Raw genomic sequence first — 15,023 nt, 5'->3', positions numbered from 1 at the left:
CGGGGCATGGCTGTCGGTATCCAGGCAGCCGCGGCAGCGGACGGCGCTCTCGCCATCCGCGCACCGCGATCGCGCCTTTCCGCCCTGCTCGTGCTTGCCCTGTTGCTGGCGACACTGCTGGCGGGCGGCTGCGCCACCCAGGCTCCGGCCCTGCTGGCGCAGCCGCCCGCCGGCCTGCCCGCCCGCGTGGAACTCGCCGACACGCCCTTCTTCCCCGACGACAGCCACTTCTGCGGGCCGGCCGCGCTCGCCACCACCCTGTCCGCCGCCGGCCTGCCGACACGGCCCGAGGATCTGGTCGGCCGCGTCTTCCTGCCCGGCCGCGAGGGCTCGCTGCAGATCGAGATGCTCGCCGGCGCGCGCCGCAGCGGCGCGGTGGCGACCCTGATCCCGGGCACGCTCGAAGCCCTGTTCCGCGAACTCGCCGCCGGCCATCCGGTGGTCGTGCTGCAGAACCTGGGCCTGTCGTGGGCGCCGTCCTGGCACTACGCGGTGGCGGTCGGCTACGACCTCGAGGGCGGCGAAATCCTGCTGCGCTCCGGGCCGATGAAGCGCCAGGCACTCGCCCTGCGCACCTTCGAGCACACCTGGAAGCGCGGCGGACACTGGGCCTTCGTCGCCCTGCCGCCGGGAAAGCTGGCGGCCACCGCGACCGAGGCCGCCGGCACCGAAGCCCTGGTCGCCTTCGAGCGCACGGCCCCGCCCCGGGCTGCGGCCACCGCCTACCGCGCCGGCCTGCAGCGCTGGCCGGACAGCTACACGCTGCTGATGGGGCTGGGCAACGTCCTGTACCAGTCCGGCGACCTGGCCGGCGCCGAGGCCAGCTTCGGGCGCGCCGCCGACACCCGCGACCAGGCCGCGGCACACAACAACCGCGCCCGTGTGCTGCTGGAACTCGGCCGCCCCGCCGCGGCGCGCCAGGCGGCCGAACGCGGGCTGGCCGTCGCCGGCCCGCTGCGCGACACGCTGCTGGGCACCCTGCGGGCGATCGACGCGGCCGCGGCCGCGCGCTGAGATCCGCCCGCCGCCCCGTGTCGACACGCCGCTCGCCCTGGCCGGACTATGCGAAGGCCGCGCTCGCGGTGATCGCGGTCGCCCTGCTCGGGGCGCCGCTGCTCGGCCAGTTCGATCTCGCCAACATCGCGATGCTGTTCCCGCTCGCGGTGCTGTTCGCGGCAATCCGCCTCGGGCGCGGACCGGCGGTGTTCGCCGCCTTCCTTTCGGTGGCGCTGTTCGACTTCTTCTTCGTGCATCCGCACTTTACGCTCGCGGTGTCGGACCTGCAGTACCTGCTGACCTTCGCGGTGCTGCTCGCGGTGGCGCTGACCACCGCCGAGCTCGTCGCCCGCCTGCGCCGCGAGCGCGACACCGCCGAGGCGCGTGCGCAGGAGACAGCGCAGGCGCGCCTTGCGGTGGAGTCCGAGCGCCTGCGCAACACCCTGCTCGCCTCGCTGTCTCACGATCTGCGCACGCCGCTCACCGCGCTCGCCGGCCTGGCCGAATCGCTGCCGCTGGCCGGACCGCCACTGCCCCCGGCGCAGGCCGAACTGGCCGAGGCGATCCGCAGCGAGGCGCTGCGCACCCACGCGCTTGCCCGCGACCTGCTCGACCTCGCCCGCCTGCAGTCGGAGAACCCGCGCCTGAGGCTCGACTGGCTGGCGGTGGACGAACTCGTCGGCAGTGCGCTGCGAGCGCGCGCCCATGCGCTGCGTCGGCATGTGCTGACGCTCGATCTGCCCGACGACCTGCCCCTGCTGCAGGCCGACGCAGTGCTGATCGAACGGGTGATCTGCAACCTGCTCGACAACGCGATCGCGCACACGCCGGCAGGTGGCCACATCGCGCTCTCGGCATGCACGAGCGCCGGATCGGTGTCGATCAGCGTCTGCGACGACGGCTGCGGTCTGCCGCCCGGGCGCGAGCAGGCGATCTTCGAGCGCTTCATGCGCACACCCCACCCCTCGTCCGCGCCCCCGGCACCGACGGGAGATGCCGGCACCGGCCTCGGCCTGGCGATCGTGCGCGCGATAATCGAGGCGCACGGCGGCACTGTGCGGGCGCAAAACCGCGATGGTGCCGGGGCCTGCTTCACGCTGCGCCTGCCGCTACCGCCGCAGCCCGAACTGCCGCCGTCGGAAGGCGACGAACCGGATACCGGACGATGAAGAACACGCAACGTCCCGCCCCGGTCGTGCTGCTGGTCGAAGACGATGCCGGCATCCGTCGCTTCGTGCGCGCGGCGCTCGAATCCGAAGACTGCACGGTGCACGAGGCCGCCTCGTGCGAGCGCGGTCGCATCGAGCTCGCCAGCCGCCGCCCCGACCTGCTGGTGCTCGACCTCGGCCTGCCCGACGGCGACGGCATGGCGGTGCTCGCCGAACTGCGCGCCTGGAGCGGCATGCCGGTGCTGGTGCTGTCGGCACGCAGCGACGAGGCCGACAAGGTAGCAGCACTGGACGCCGGTGCCGACGACTACCTGGCCAAGCCCTTCGGCGTGGGCGAACTCCTCGCCCGCGTGCGCGCGCTGCTGCGGCGGGCGATGCGACCGCCACAGGCGGCGGCGCGGGTGGCGTTCGGCGAGGTCGAGCTCGATCTCGAGCAACGCCGGGTGACGCGCGCCGGCGAACCGGTGCACCTGACTCCGATCGAGTTCCGCCTGCTCGGCCTGCTCGCCGCCGCCGCGGGTCGGGTGGTGACCCAGCGCCAGCTGCTCGCCGGCGCCTGGGGGCCCAATCACGTCGAGCACGCGCATTACCTGCGCGTGTACATGGCCGGATTGCGGCGCAAGCTCGAGCCCGATCCGCGCCTGCCGGTCCACATCCTCACCGAACCGGGCGTGGGCTACCGGCTGGCGCTCGAGCCATTCACCGCCGCCAGAACGCCGGCATCAGCACCACCAGCAGGGTGAAGATCTCCAGCCGGCCGAGGATCATCGCGAAGCTCAGCACCCAGGTCTGGAAGTCGCTCAGCCCCTGGTAGTTGCCCGCCGGCCCCACCGCGGCCAGCCCCGGCCCGGCGTTGTTGATGCAGGCAACCACCCCCGAGAACGCGGTGACCAGGTCCATGCCCGAGGCCGCCAGCACCAGGGTCAGACTGACGATGCTGACCATGTACATGAAGCTGAAGGCGAGCACCGCGTGCAGCACGTTGTCGGAGACGCGCTGCCTGCCTAGGCGCAGCGGCACCACCGCGCTCGGGTGCAGCGAGCGCACGATCTCGCGATGCACCTGCTTGTACAGGATGATCGCGCGCATCATCTTGATGCCACCGCCGGTCGAGCCCGAACACGCGGCGAAGCTGCTCAGGAACAGGATCCACAGCTGCGCGAACATCGGCCACACCGTGTAGTCGTAGGTCGCGAGGCCGAGCGAGGTGGCGAGCGAGACGGCGTGGAAGGAGACATGGCGGAACGCCAGCGCGCCGTCACGGTAGGCGCCGCCTTCGAGCAGGTAGACGGTGAGGAAGATGACCGTGACCGCGAGCACGCCGAAGAACCAGCGCAGCTCGGGGTCCTGGCCGTAGGGGCGTGGCGTTCGATGCACCAGCGCAAGGTAATGGGTCGCGTAGTTGATGCCCGACAGCAGCGCGAAGACGATGGTGACGGTCTCGATCGGCACGCTGTCGAAGGCGCCGAGGCTGGCGTCGCGAGTGGAGAAGCCGCCCAGGCCCATGATCGAGAAGGCGTGGATCACCGCGTCCCAGGGCGCCATGCCGGCCTGCCAAAGCGCCAGGCCGCAGGCGATCGTCAGCACGACATAAACGCCCCACAGGCCCTTGGCGGTCTCGGCGATGCGCGGGGTGAGACCGGACTCCTTCATCGGCCCCGGCGTCTCGGCGCGGAAGATCTGCCGGCCGCCGATCCCCAGCAAGGGTAGCACCGCCACCATCAGCACGATGACGCCCATGCCGCCCACCCAGTGCATGAAGCAGCGCCACAGGTTGATAGACACCGGTAGCTGATCCAGCCCGGTCAGCACCGTGGCCCCGGTCGTGGTGAGCCCGGAGGCGGCCTCGAAGTACGCGTCGGTGAAGGACAGCCCGGGCAGGTAGAAGATCAGCGGCAGCGCGCCGAACACCGGCGTGATCAACCAGGTCGCGGCGACCAGCAGGAAGCCGTCGGAGACCTGAAGGTCGCGCCGCTGGCCGCGGGAGCCAGCCCATACGAGCAGGCCGGTGGCAAAGGTGACGAGAATGGCGAGGTCGTAGGCCTCGGTGGCACCGTCGTCGAGGAAGAAGGATGCCGCCAGCGGAAAGCCCATCACCAGTCCGAACAGCATCAGCATCATGCCGAGCACACCGAGGACGGGAAAATAGGCTCGCATTGCAGCAAAGACGGCGAGGGCCGCGGAAGGACGTCAATGCTGCAGATGCTAGGCCGGCGCGCGTAAAGATGGCGTTAAGAGTTTGCGGTGCAACATGAAGCGCGGGGAATGGTGGCGCGGCGTGGACGCGAAGAGGGCGCGATGATCGCTCACCGCGCCCTCTTTTATGGCCCCCCGCCTGTGCCGTCTCCGCCGGGCATCCTGAACCTTGGGTTCAGGGAGGTCGCGTCCCTTCCGCTTCAGGATCACCCGGCTAGGGGCGTTCACACCAGCGGCATCTATGGTCAGCGACCGAGTCTCTCGACTATTGGTTCAAGGAGTCTACGACTTCGACGAACACTGCAGGGGATTGATCTTTGCGCATCGGCTGGCTTGTCCGGCTTGCGTGACGAAGGCTCAGAAGAGCTTGTCCTGCTGGCCGAGCACCCCGTCGAGGCGCGCTTTCATGAGTCCGATTCTACGCTTCATGCCCGGCATGTCAAACCCGGTTCCACGCTGGTACTGGAGGAACTCGTGGGCGATGTTCAGCGCGGTCATGACCGCGAGCTTTTCGCCGGAAGAGTTCGTTTTCGCCCCCAGTTCGCGGAACTTGTCGTCTAGATAGGCGACGGTTGCGAGAAGCTCATCGCGACTCTCCGGGGTGCAGGAAATGCGGTACTCCTTCCCCAGCAGCATCATGTCGAGGTGATCGGCGGACATCGCTTCAGGCCTCCGGCAGTTTGTCGAGCAGGCTCTCGAGGCGGTCCGCAGCGAGGCGGACCTTGTCGGCGAGCCGGCGATTCTCGCCCTCGAGCTGGACGACGCGGCCGCGCAGGGCGGCGTTGTCGGCCTTCAGGCGTTCATAGCGGCTGATCAGTTGCTCGAGCTGGGCTTCGAGCTGGGCGAATTCGGTATCCATGGCGGCGATGGTAGTGAGCGGCCGACGAGGGGTCAATCCGCTCGGGGCAATCAGCGCTGGACCTGGGTGACGTCGCGCACCGCGCCGGTGTCGGCCGAGGTGGTGAGCGCCGCATAGGCCTGCAGCGCGGCCGAGACCACGCGCTCGCGCTTGGCCGGCTTCCACGCCGCCGCGCCCCTGGCCTCCATCGCTGCGCGACGACGCGCGAGTTCGGCGTCGGCAATCGCCAGATGGATGCGACGGTTCGGGATGTCGATCTCGATCGTGTCACCGTCCTCGACCAGCGCGATCGCGCCGCCGCAGGCCGCCTCGGGAGAAGCATGGCCGATCGACAGGCCGGAGGTGCCGCCGGAGAAGCGCCCGTCGGTGAGCAGCGCGCACTGCGCGCCGAGGCCGCGGCTCTTGAGGTAGGAGGTCGGGTACAGCATCTCCTGCATGCCGGGGCCGCCCTTGGGGCCTTCGTAGCGGATCACCACCACGTCGCCGGCCTGCACCTGCTCGCCGAGGATCCCCTCGACCGCGTCTTCCTGGCTCTCGTACACGCGGGCCTTGCCGGTGAATTTCCAGATGGATTCATCCACGCCGGCGGTCTTCACGATGCAGCCCTTCTCGGCGATGTTGCCGTAGAGCACGGCGAGGCCGCCATCGGCGGTGAAGGCGTGTTCCTTGTTGCGGATGATGCCGTGCTCGCGGTCGGCGTCGAGCGCCTTCCAGCGCCGATCCTGGCTGAAGGCGACCTGGGTCGGCACGCCGCCGGGCGCAGCGCGGTAGAAGGTGTGCACCGCCTCGTCGGAAGTGCGCTTGATGTCCCACTTGTCGAGCGCCTCGGCCATCGAGGCGCTGTGCACGGTGGGCACGTCGGTGTGCAGCAGGCCGGCGCGGTCGAGCTCGCCGAGGATGCTCATGATGCCGCCGGCACGATGCACGTCCTCGATGTGCACGTCGGCAATCGCCGGCGCGACCTTGCACAGGCAGGGCACGCGGCGGCTGACGTGGTCGATGTCCTTCATGGTGAAGTCCACGCCGGCCTCGCGCGCGGCGGCGAGCAGGTGGAGCACGGTGTTGGTCGAGCCGCCCATGGCCACGTCCAGGCTCATCGCGTTCTCGAAGGCCTTGAAGCTGGCGATCGAGCGCGGCAGCACCGAGGCGTCGTCCTTTTCGTAGTAGCGGCGGGCGAGGTCGACGATGCGACGGCCGGCTTCCCTGAACAGGCGCTCGCGGTCGGCGTGGGTGGCCAGCGTGGTGCCATTGCCCGGCAGCGACAGGCCGAGCGCCTCGGTGAGGCAGTTCATCGAGTTCGCGGTGAACATGCCCGAACACGAACCGCAGGTCGGGCAGGCGGAGCGCTCGATGGCGTCGACCTCCTCGTCCGAGCACGACTTGTCGGCGGCCTTGACCATCGCATCGACCAGGTCGAGCGAGATGACCTTGGCTTCCCACTTGACCTTGCCGGCCTCCATCGGCCCGCCGGAGACGAAGATCGCCGGGATGTTGAGGCGCAGCGCGGCCATCAGCATGCCCGGGGTGATCTTGTCGCAGTTCGAGATGCACACCAGGGCGTCGGCGGTGTGGGCGTTGCACATGTACTCGACGCTGTCGGCAATCAGTTCGCGCGAGGGCAGCGAATACAGCATGCCGCCGTGACCCATGGCGATGCCGTCATCGACCGCGATGGTGTTGAATTCCTTGGCGACGCCGCCGGCGGCCTCGATCTCGCGCGCGACGAGCTGGCCGAGATCCTTCAGGTGCACGTGGCCGGGCACGAACTGGGTGAAGCTGTTGGCGATCGCGATGATCGGCTTGCTGAAGTCCTCGTCCTTCATGCCGGTGGCGCGCCACAGGGCGCGGGCGCCCGCCATGTTGCGGCCGGCGGTGGAGGTGCGGGAACGGTACTGGGGCATGGAGGCGCTCCGGAAGATCAGCGGGAAAGGTGCTGATTCTAACGCGCACCGCGAAGCATGCGTATCATCCGCAGTCTCGTCACCCGCCAGGAGAGCCCATGCACGACCCGACCCCCGCTGCCGCCACGGACAAGGAAGCCGGCTTCGACCTGGACGCCAACGAGATCCGGGTGCTGGGCGTGCTGATCGAGAAATCCTTCATCACCCCCGACGCCTACCCGCTGTCGATCAACGCCATCACCACCGGTTGCAACCAGCTCACCGCGCGCGAACCGGTCCTGAACCTGAGCGAGGCCGAAGTGCAGGCCGCGGTCGACAGCCTGATCGCCCGCCGCCTGGTCTCCAAGCGCGACCAGGCCAGCGCGCGCGTCGCCAAGTACGAGCACCTGGTGCGCCTGCGCCATTCGCTGCCGCCGGCCGAACAGTCGGTGCTGGCCATCCTGATGCTGCGCGGCGCGCAGACCGCCGGCGAGCTGCGCCAGCGCTGCGAGCGCCTGCACCGCTTCGAGGACGTCGCCGCGGTCGAGGCGGTGCTGGAGCATCTGGCGGAAAAGTACCCGCCGCTGGCGGCGGCCCTGCCGCGCGCGCCCGGCACCAAGGAGACCCGACACGTGCATCTGCTCGGCGGAGAGGCTGCGGTGCAGGAGATGGCGGAGGCGCAGTCCGCCGGGGGCGGCGCAGGCGGCGGACGCGGACGGATTGCGGAACTCGAGGACGAGTTGCAGCGTCTGCGTGAGGACCTCGACACGCTGCGCAACGAGTTCGCGGCCTTCCGCAAGCAGTTCGACTGACGCCTGGCCGGCAAGGATGCCGCCCGGCAGGGCGGCGCGCCCTCCTCACGCCCTCCACCACACATCTCCATGCTGATCCACCCCCAGTTCGACCCCGTCGCCCTTTCCATCGGCCCGCTCTCGGTGCGCTGGTACGGCCTGATGTACCTGCTCGCCTTCGTGCTCTTCGTCGTCCTCGGGCGCGCGCATGCCCGCCGCCGCCCGGAACTGGGATGGAACGCGCAGGCGATCGACGACCTGCTGCTGTACGGCGTGATCGGGGTGATCGTGGGCGGACGACTGGGCGAGGTGCTGTTCTTCCAGCCCGGCTACTACCTTGCGAACCCGGGCGAGATCCTCGCGGTGTGGAAGGGCGGCATGAGCTTCCACGGCGGCTTCCTCGGCGTGCTGGCGGCGATGTGGCTGTACGGCCACCGCCACGGCAAGGGCTTCTGGCAGGTCACCGACTTCATCGCGCCGCTGGTGCCGACCGGGCTGGCCGCGGGGCGGATCGGCAACTTCATCAACGGCGAGCTGTGGGGCCGGCCGGTGGACGGCGAGCTGCCGTGGGCCATGGTGTTCCCGTGGGTGGACGCGGTGCCGCGCCACCCCTCACAGCTCTACCAGGCCGCGGGCGAAGGCCTGCTGCTGTTCCTGATCCTGTGGTTCTACTCCGCCAGCCCGCGGCCGCTGCGCGCGGTATCGGCGGTGTTCCTGATCGGCTACGGCGGACTGCGCTTCGTCGCCGAATTCTTCCGCACCCCCGATCCGGGCATCTTCGGCACCCTGTCGCTCGGACTGTCGACCGCGCAATGGCTGTGCGTACCGATGATGGCGGTCGGCGGCCTGATGCTGGCAGCCGCCGCGCGGCGCGCACCGCGCTGAGACGGCGGGTTCAGACCGCATCGGCGGCGGACAGGCGCCCCAGCAGGACGGGAAGCTCGGCGAGCAGCCCGATCGCATCCGCACCGAGCGCACGCGCGGCCGAGGCGGCCACCGAGTCTTCCGCCTGCACCAGCGCGACGATGCAGCTGCCGGGCGCCACCCGCTTGAGAAGGCCGACGAGCCGCGCCGGCTCCGCCGGCGCGACCCGGCAGTCGAGGACGACCACGTCCGGGGTGCACTGAAAATAGCTCTGCAATGCCTGGCTTTCGGAGCACGCTCGGCCGACCACCCGCAGCGCGGGCGACTGCGTGCCGGCGAGCTCGCGCTCGACCGCACCCTCCCCCTCCGGAATCACCACCAGCAATCGTAGCGACATCTCGCCATCGGCCCTCATCGCCCGCGCCCGCGCCCGTGTCGAGTGACGGGCATGCACAATCGCATTCCGGATTCACGATGGCATATCGAGGCACGGCGCACAAGCACGATCAGGGGGTGCGGAATATTGCACACCATGCGTGAAATTCGCACATGGGCAGGAAACAGATCGCGCTAGCTTGTGCCCAAAGAGAGCTATGATCGCAACAAAATATCTAAGCTGAATCGGGCAGGAGGACACGATGGCGGGGGCAGGACTGGTATCTCGCGGGCTGAACAAGGTGCGCGAGCTGGTAGCCAGTGCCACGCACTTCGGCAAGCCACCGGAAGCGGACGATCTGGAGCGCATCCGCGTCCAGTTGCAGGAATGCGCCGAAGGACGCGGCGGAGAGGTATCCACCCGTCAGCGCGCGGCCCGTCTGGCGGAGACCTACCTGCGCCTCGACGACGCGGGCCGACACGCCTTCCTGAAGCTGATCGCCCATGGCTTCGGCCCGGACCCGCAGCAGGTGGCGAGCGCCCACGAGGCCTACCAGGCCGCGGTCGGCACGCCCGCCCAGTGGGACGCCGAGGCCCGCCTGCGCACCGCGATGCGCTCGCGTCGCCTGCGCATCCTGACCCAGTTCAACGCGATCCCGCAGGGGGTCAAGTTCCTGGTCGACCTGCGCGCCGACCTGCTGCGCTTCATCACCGAGGATCCGCTGCTCAAGCCGCTCGACCGCGAACTCGAGACCCGCCTGTCGGCATGGTTCGACGTCGGCTTCCTCGAGCTGCAGCGCATCACCTGGAGCTCGCCCGCCGCGCTGCTCGAGAAACTGGTCGAATACGAGGCGGTGCATGAGATCCGCTCATGGAAGGATCTCAAGAACCGGCTCGACTCCGACCGCCGCTGCTATGCGTTCTTCCACCCGCGCATGCCGCTCGAGCCGCTGATCTTCGTGCAGGTGGCGCTGCTCGAGGAGATCGCCGACGACGTGCAGCGCCTGCTCGACATCGAGGCGCCGCTCGCCGACGCGAGCCGGGCGAACACCGCGATCTTCTATTCGATCAGTGCGACGCAGAAGGGCCTGCGCGGCGTGAGCTTCGGCAACTTCCTGCTCAAGCGCGTGATCGACGACCTCAAGCGCGACTTCCCGCGCCTGAAGACCTTCGCCACGCTGTCGCCCATCCCCGGCCTCGTGCGCTGGGTGCAGCGCAACCCCGAAGAGTTCGCCGGCGCGATCACGCCGGCCGACTGGAAGCGCCTCGCCGCGCTCGGCATCACCGGGACGGACGCACCGATCCTCGCCGCCATGCTCGAAGGCGACAACGCCTGGGCGCTGGACGAGGACATCTGTGCGGCGCTGCGCGAACCGCTGCTGCGCCTGGCTGCGCGTTACCTGCTCGAGGCGCGCCGCGGCGACAATCCGGTCGACCCGGTCGCCCGCTTCCATCTCGGCAATGGCGCCCGCGTCGAGCGTCTCGACTGGCTGGCGGACAAGTCCGAGAAAGGACTGAAGCAGTCCTGGGGGATGATGGTGAACTACCTGTACGATCCCGACGACATCGAAGCCAACCTGGAGAACTTCGCGAGCGAGGGCCGGATCGCGGCCTCCACCGCGGTGCGCCGACTCGCGCGCCGCTGATCCCGAACCCGCCCCGTCGCCGAATCCATCCGATGCTGTTTCCCTTTCGCCACTCATCGATCCGCGTCCGCCTGCTGCTCGCCAGCACGGCGGTACAGGTCGTGCTGCTGAGCCTGCTGCTGGCCAACAGCATGCGCCTGATGAACAACGCGGTGTCGGCCAGCCTTGATACCACCATCACCCAGAACGCAAGCATGCTCCACGCGATGGCGACCGCCTATGGCGAGCAGCAGCGTTTCGACGTGCTCCAGGACGTTCTCGGCGAACTGCTCGCCGACGCGGAGGAAGGGCTCGTTTACGTCCGCATCGCCGGTCCGGGCGACCGCCTCCTCGTATCGGCCGGATTGCCCTACATGGCGCATCTGCCCGAACCGAGCGAGCACCGCAAGAGCTTCCTCGCAGGCGTGGTCAGTGCGGGAGAGGTCGTGCATGTGCGCCGTCCCCTGCTCTTGGCCAGGAACGAGGTCGGCATCCTGCAGTTCGGGGTATCCGTCTCGGTGCTGGCCGCTGCGCGGCGCGCGATCATGGAGCAGGGCCTGGTGATCGCGATCGTCGAGATCGCGCTCACCTTCATCCTGCTGTCGACCATCGGCTATTTCCTGACCCGCAATCTGCAGCGTCTGCTCGAGGGCAGCAAGGCGATCGCGGACGGACGCCTCGACTACCGGGTCCGGGCGCACGGCCATGACGAACTGGCGGTGATCGCGCGCCACTTCAACATCATGGCCGCCACCCTGCAGCAGCGCGTGGCCGAGCTTCAGCACACCGCCGAGCGCCTGCAATCCAGCGAGGAGCGCCATGCGATGGCCCTGCGCGGTGCCAACGACGGTCTGTGGGACTGGGACCTGCGCGCGGGCACGGTGTATTACTCCGACCGCTTCTGCCAGATCCTCGGCGTGCCGCCCGGTTCGATGTCGAGCGTACCCGAGGCCTTCCTCGACTTCATCCATCCGCACGAGGTCGAGACCTACCGCCAGCGCATGATCAGCCACCTGAAAGGCGACAGCTCGCAGTTCATGGTGGAGTTTCGTGTCCGTCTGCCCAGCGGCGAGTACCACTGGGTGCTGATGCGCGGCGTGGCCAGTCGCGACGAGGATCTGCGCGCCTTCCGCATGGCGGGGTCGCTCGGCGACATCAACCTGCGCAAGCGCGCCGAGGAGCAGCTGGTGCACGACGCGCTGCACGACGGCCTCACCGGCCTGCCCAACCGCGCCATGTTCATCGAGCACGTCAACCGCGCCCTGGCCCAGCACCGCCGTGGGGACATCCGTCAGCTCGCGGTGCTCGCGATCAACCTCGAGCGTTTCAGCCTGGTCAACGACAGCTACGGCCACGCGGTAGGCGACGAACTCCTGCGCCGGGTGGCGGCCCACATCGCCTCCCTGATGCGCCAGGGGGACGTCTGTGCGCGGGTGGGCGGAGACCAGTTCGCGGTGCTACTGAACGGCGTCGACGGTTCGATCGAGGCCCTGCGCATCTGCGAGGGCCTGGTCGCCCTGCCCGCCTTCGCCCCCAGCAGCACCGACCAGGTCCTGCATCCGCGCTGCCGGGTCGGCGTCGCCCTCAGCGACAACGACCGCGAGGATGCGGAATCCCTGCTGCGCGACGCCGACAATGCGCTGCACAAGGCCCGCCGCAGCGAAACCGCGTCGATCGAGTTCTTCCATGCCGAGATGCACGCCCAGGCCGTGCGCGTGCTGCAGATCGAGGCCGAGCTGCGCGCCGCGCTGAAGACGGGTGGGCTGACGGTGTTCTACCAGCCCATCGTCGATCTCGGGACGCGGCAGCCGACCGGCTTCGAGGCCCTGGTGCGCTGGCAGCACCCCACGCTCTCCCTGCTGCCGCCGGCGGAATTCATCCCGCTCGCCGAAACGCTGGATCTGATCCACGACATCGGCATGGTCGTGCTCGCCCAGGTGTGCGCCGATCTGCGCGAGTGGACGCCACAACTGCCGAAGGGCGCACCACTGCGGGTGAGCGTGAACCTGTCCGCCCGCCAGCTCGCCCGGCCGCAGCTCGCCGAGGAGCTGCTGGCCACGATCGATGCCAGCGGGCTGCCGCACAACGCCATACGCTTCGAGGTCACCGAAAGCGTGCTCGCCCGCCAGGACGGTCCTGCCATCAACACCCTGCACGCGCTGCGCGCCGCAGGCATCGACGTGCTGATCGACGACTTCGGCACCGGCTATTCGACCCTGAGCTACCTGCACACGATGCCGTGCAACCAGGTCAAGCTCGACGGTTCCTTCGTCCATTCCATCAGGCACGACGAACGCCTTCGCGCCATCGTTCGCCACAGCATCGAGCTTGCCCACGACCTCGGCATGACCGTGGTCGCCGAATGCATCGAGGACGAAGACCAGTTGCAGATCCTGAGCGAGATGGGCTGCGACTATGGCCAGGGCTACCTGTTCTCGCGGCCGGTCGATCGCGCCACGACCATCGCCCGGCTGACCCAGGTCTTCAGGGGATCCCGCTCATGAAGCTGCACCTACTGGCCAGGCTCGTGCTCGCGGCCCTGCCCGCGCTGCCGCTGACGGCTGCGGCCGAGACGGGCGCCGCGTGGCAGTTTTCCGGCTTCGCAACCGCGGGCGTGGTCTACACGGATTCGGACCGGCTCGAGTTCGCCCGCATCGGTATCGACGCACCGGGCGGCGACAAGGCCGACTTCGGCCCCGACTCGGTGCTCGGCCTGCAGGCCGGCCTGCGCCTCGGCGACCGCAACGCCGCCGTGCTCCAGCTCGTCACCCGTGAAACCCAGCGCGGCGACTACGATCCGCGTGCCGCGCTGGCGTTCTTCAGCCATGCCCTGACCGATGAGCTGACGCTGCGCGCCGGACGCCTGCGCAGCCCGTTCTTCATGCTGTCGGACACCGCCGACATCAACTACAGCCAGATCTGGGTGCGTCCGCCGGTCGAGGTCTATGGCCTCAATCCCTTCGCCGACCTCGACGGCATCGACCTCCTGTACCGGACCCGGATCGGCGCCAGTTTCGTCGAACTCCACCCCTATGCCGGTCGCAGCCGGGTGCCGGTCATCGGCGGCGGACGCGCACGGCTGGACGACCTGATGGGCATCCGGTTCACCGTCGAGACCGGCCGCCTGAGCCTGAGCGCAGGCTACGCACGCGCCAATCTCGCGGTGAACCGGACCTCGTCCGAGTACCGCGCCCTGGTCGCCCCGCTGCCCCCGGCACTGCAGGCGCAGCTGAGCGGCACCGGCGCCGACGCGACTTTCAGCTCCCTCGGCCTGCAATGGGACGACGGCCGCTGGCTCGTCAGTGCAGAACTGGCACACAGCACCGCCGACGCCTTCGCAAACAGCTCCACCGCCGCCTACCTCGCGGTGGGGCGACGCTTCGGCAGCCTAACCCCCTACCTCGGCCTCGCACGCCAGTGGCAGGACGAACCGCTGGTCGATCCCGCCGCGGGCAACACCCCGACCGAACTCGCCCTCATCGACGGCTTCAACCGTTCGCGCAATCAGGCGCAGCGCAGTATCACCGCCGGCCTGCGCTGGGACGTCCGTCAGAACACCGCGATCAAGGCGGAGCTCGCCCATGTGCGCACCGATGCCGGTGCATACGGCACCTTCATCGCGCGCGGAAACCCCTTCGTGCCGGGGCTGGACCGCCAGTCAATCAATCTCATGAGCATCTCGATCGATGTCGTTTTCTGAACGCGCCTTCCCTCACGGCTTGCGGGCTGCGCTCCTCGCGCTGGTCTTGCTCGCGCTGTCGTGCGCCGCCCAGGCGCAGACGATGGCGATCGTGTCGGCGCGCCAGGGCGGCATCACCGAGCTCGACCGCGAAAGCGCCGAGCAGCTCTACCTCGGACGTCGCGCCACCTTGCCCAACGGACGCGCGGTCACCCTGGTCGACCTGCCGGCCGGCCCGGTCCGCGACCGCTTCTACCTCCAGCTCACCCGCAAGAATCCCAGCCAGATCCGCGCCTACTGGTCGCGGCTGGTCTTCACCGGGCGGGCCCAGCCCCCACGGGAAGCCGCCGACGAGGACGATGCCCGGCGCATCGTGTTGTCGACACCCGGCGCGATCGGCTACCTTCCGATCGAAGCCGCACGGAATCCCGAGCTGCTGATCCTGTCCACGCTCGACTGAACGCGCGTTCCGGCGTCAGCGCGCGCCCGCAGGCGCCCCCGGATTCGCGGCAAACGACGCAGCCTCGGCGCGGACGCGAACGCTGCACCCTTACCCTCGGAATCTCCTTCATCGTGCGCAAGCAAGGCT

The 15,023-nt window shown here is 69.2% G+C and carries 14 protein-coding genes and 1 other RNA gene; 9 read left to right on the top strand and 6 right to left on the bottom strand.

From position 1 onward, the window contains the following. Positions 1–6: 6 nt before the first annotated feature. The 3 genes from CKCBHOJB_RS04240 to CKCBHOJB_RS04230 are packed head-to-tail and all read left to right on the top strand — an operon-like array spanning position 7 to position 2,908. Positions 7–1,014, top strand: coding sequence for a PA2778 family cysteine peptidase (locus CKCBHOJB_RS04240; RefSeq protein ID WP_281050785.1), 1,008 nt, complete (start codon positions 7–9; stop codon positions 1,012–1,014). A 17-nt stretch (positions 1,015–1,031) separates the two neighbouring features. Continuing rightward, positions 1,032–2,165: a DUF4118 domain-containing protein gene (locus tag CKCBHOJB_RS04235; protein WP_281050784.1), complete on the top strand. Its 1,134-nt coding sequence runs from the start codon at positions 1,032–1,034 to the stop codon at positions 2,163–2,165. Then, on the top strand, positions 2,162–2,908 hold the full coding sequence (locus CKCBHOJB_RS04230; protein WP_281050783.1) for a response regulator: 747 nt from the start codon (positions 2,162–2,164) through the stop codon (positions 2,906–2,908). Before CKCBHOJB_RS04235 ends, CKCBHOJB_RS04230 begins: the two co-directional genes overlap by 4 nt. Here CKCBHOJB_RS04230 and CKCBHOJB_RS04225 read toward each other — a convergent pair. From CKCBHOJB_RS04225 to ilvD, 5 genes are all read right to left on the bottom strand, one after another. Then, positions 2,865–4,322, bottom strand: coding sequence for a potassium transporter TrkG (locus CKCBHOJB_RS04225; protein ID WP_281050782.1), 1,458 nt, complete (start codon positions 4,320–4,322; stop codon positions 2,865–2,867). The two genes, CKCBHOJB_RS04230 and CKCBHOJB_RS04225, sit on opposite strands and share 44 nt — an antisense overlap. Before the next feature lie 167 nt (positions 4,323–4,489). Then, a non-coding RNA gene (ssrS, locus tag CKCBHOJB_RS04220) (6S RNA) lies at positions 4,490–4,673 on the bottom strand. Between the two features lie 45 nt (positions 4,674–4,718). Next, positions 4,719–5,021: a cell division protein ZapA gene (locus CKCBHOJB_RS04215; RefSeq protein WP_281050781.1), complete on the bottom strand. Its 303-nt coding sequence runs from the start codon at positions 5,019–5,021 to the stop codon at positions 4,719–4,721. A 4-nt stretch (positions 5,022–5,025) separates the two neighbouring features. After that, complete coding sequence (locus CKCBHOJB_RS04210; protein ID WP_281050780.1) at positions 5,026–5,220, bottom strand: hypothetical protein; 195 nt, start codon at positions 5,218–5,220, stop codon at positions 5,026–5,028. Between the two features lie 50 nt (positions 5,221–5,270). Beyond that, positions 5,271–7,121 (bottom strand): dihydroxy-acid dehydratase, encoded by a 1,851-nt coding sequence (gene ilvD, locus CKCBHOJB_RS04205; protein WP_281050779.1) that lies wholly within the window; start codon positions 7,119–7,121, stop codon positions 5,271–5,273. Positions 7,122–7,219: 98 nt separating this feature from the next. Between ilvD and CKCBHOJB_RS04200 the strand changes: the two genes are divergently transcribed. Next, positions 7,220–7,912, top strand: coding sequence for a YceH family protein (locus tag CKCBHOJB_RS04200; protein ID WP_281050778.1), 693 nt, complete (start codon positions 7,220–7,222; stop codon positions 7,910–7,912). A gap of 69 nt (positions 7,913–7,981) precedes the next feature. Continuing rightward, positions 7,982–8,776 carry a prolipoprotein diacylglyceryl transferase gene (lgt, locus tag CKCBHOJB_RS04195; protein WP_281050777.1) on the top strand — a complete coding sequence of 265 codons (795 nt, stop codon included), beginning with the start codon at positions 7,982–7,984 and terminating at the stop codon, positions 8,774–8,776. Positions 8,777–8,786: 10 nt separating this feature from the next. Here the strand turns inward: lgt and CKCBHOJB_RS04190 are convergent, their stop codons facing one another. Next, the gene (locus CKCBHOJB_RS04190; RefSeq protein WP_281050776.1) at positions 8,787–9,170 is read right to left on the bottom strand and encodes a two-component system response regulator; all 384 of its coding nucleotides are present in this window, start codon (positions 9,168–9,170) and stop codon (positions 8,787–8,789) included. Positions 9,171–9,393: 223 nt separating this feature from the next. Here CKCBHOJB_RS04190 and CKCBHOJB_RS04185 point away from each other — a divergent pair, with 223 nt between their 5' ends. The 4 genes from CKCBHOJB_RS04185 (at position 9,394) to CKCBHOJB_RS04170 (ending at position 14,894) form a co-directional block, all read left to right on the top strand. Then, positions 9,394–10,776 carry a malonyl-CoA decarboxylase gene (locus CKCBHOJB_RS04185; RefSeq protein ID WP_281050775.1) on the top strand — a complete coding sequence of 461 codons (1,383 nt, stop codon included), beginning with the start codon at positions 9,394–9,396 and terminating at the stop codon, positions 10,774–10,776. Between the two features lie 32 nt (positions 10,777–10,808). Continuing rightward, positions 10,809–13,259 (top strand): EAL domain-containing protein, encoded by a 2,451-nt coding sequence (locus CKCBHOJB_RS04180; RefSeq protein ID WP_281050774.1) that lies wholly within the window; start codon positions 10,809–10,811, stop codon positions 13,257–13,259. After that, entirely contained in the window at positions 13,256–14,455 is a 1,200-nt protein-coding gene (locus CKCBHOJB_RS04175; protein WP_281050773.1) for a porin, read from the top strand. The genes CKCBHOJB_RS04180 and CKCBHOJB_RS04175 overlap by 4 nt, the downstream gene beginning before the upstream one ends. Before the next feature lie 82 nt (positions 14,456–14,537). Next, positions 14,538–14,894 (top strand): hypothetical protein, encoded by a 357-nt coding sequence (locus tag CKCBHOJB_RS04170; protein WP_281051611.1) that lies wholly within the window; start codon positions 14,538–14,540, stop codon positions 14,892–14,894. The last annotated feature ends 129 nt before the right edge of the window (positions 14,895–15,023 follow it).

The sequence above is a fragment of the Thauera sp. GDN1 genome (assembly GCF_029223545.1).
Lineage (GTDB): Bacteria > Pseudomonadota > Gammaproteobacteria > Burkholderiales > Rhodocyclaceae > Thauera.
The sequence above is the reverse complement of the archived record's forward strand: the minus strand, read 5'-3'. Positions and strand labels throughout refer to the sequence as shown.

What these genes read in the sequence shown, in the direction of transcription:
- CKCBHOJB_RS04240 (WP_281050785.1), top strand. Translation starts at nt 7, where the DNA reads ATGGCTGTCGGTATCCAGGCAGCCGCGGCAGCGGACGGCGCTCTCGCC.
- CKCBHOJB_RS04230 (WP_281050783.1), top strand. Translation starts at nt 2,162, where the DNA reads ATGAAGAACACGCAACGTCCCGCCCCGGTCGTGCTGCTGGTCGAAGAC.
- CKCBHOJB_RS04225 (WP_281050782.1), bottom strand. Translation starts at nt 4,322, where the DNA reads ATGCGAGCCTATTTTCCCGTCCTCGGTGTGCTCGGCATGATGCTGATG.
- CKCBHOJB_RS04215 (WP_281050781.1), bottom strand. Translation starts at nt 5,021, where the DNA reads ATGTCCGCCGATCACCTCGACATGATGCTGCTGGGGAAGGAGTACCGC.
- CKCBHOJB_RS04210 (WP_281050780.1), bottom strand. Translation starts at nt 5,220, where the DNA reads ATGGATACCGAATTCGCCCAGCTCGAAGCCCAGCTCGAGCAACTGATC.
- ilvD (WP_281050779.1), bottom strand. Translation starts at nt 7,121, where the DNA reads ATGCCCCAGTACCGTTCCCGCACCTCCACCGCCGGCCGCAACATGGCG.
- CKCBHOJB_RS04200 (WP_281050778.1), top strand. Translation starts at nt 7,220, where the DNA reads ATGCACGACCCGACCCCCGCTGCCGCCACGGACAAGGAAGCCGGCTTC.
- lgt (WP_281050777.1), top strand. Translation starts at nt 7,982, where the DNA reads ATGCTGATCCACCCCCAGTTCGACCCCGTCGCCCTTTCCATCGGCCCG.
- CKCBHOJB_RS04190 (WP_281050776.1), bottom strand. Translation starts at nt 9,170, where the DNA reads ATGAGGGCCGATGGCGAGATGTCGCTACGATTGCTGGTGGTGATTCCG.
- CKCBHOJB_RS04185 (WP_281050775.1), top strand. Translation starts at nt 9,394, where the DNA reads ATGGCGGGGGCAGGACTGGTATCTCGCGGGCTGAACAAGGTGCGCGAG.
- CKCBHOJB_RS04180 (WP_281050774.1), top strand. Translation starts at nt 10,809, where the DNA reads ATGCTGTTTCCCTTTCGCCACTCATCGATCCGCGTCCGCCTGCTGCTC.
- CKCBHOJB_RS04175 (WP_281050773.1), top strand. Translation starts at nt 13,256, where the DNA reads ATGAAGCTGCACCTACTGGCCAGGCTCGTGCTCGCGGCCCTGCCCGCG.
- CKCBHOJB_RS04170 (WP_281051611.1), top strand. Translation starts at nt 14,538, where the DNA reads ATGGCGATCGTGTCGGCGCGCCAGGGCGGCATCACCGAGCTCGACCGC.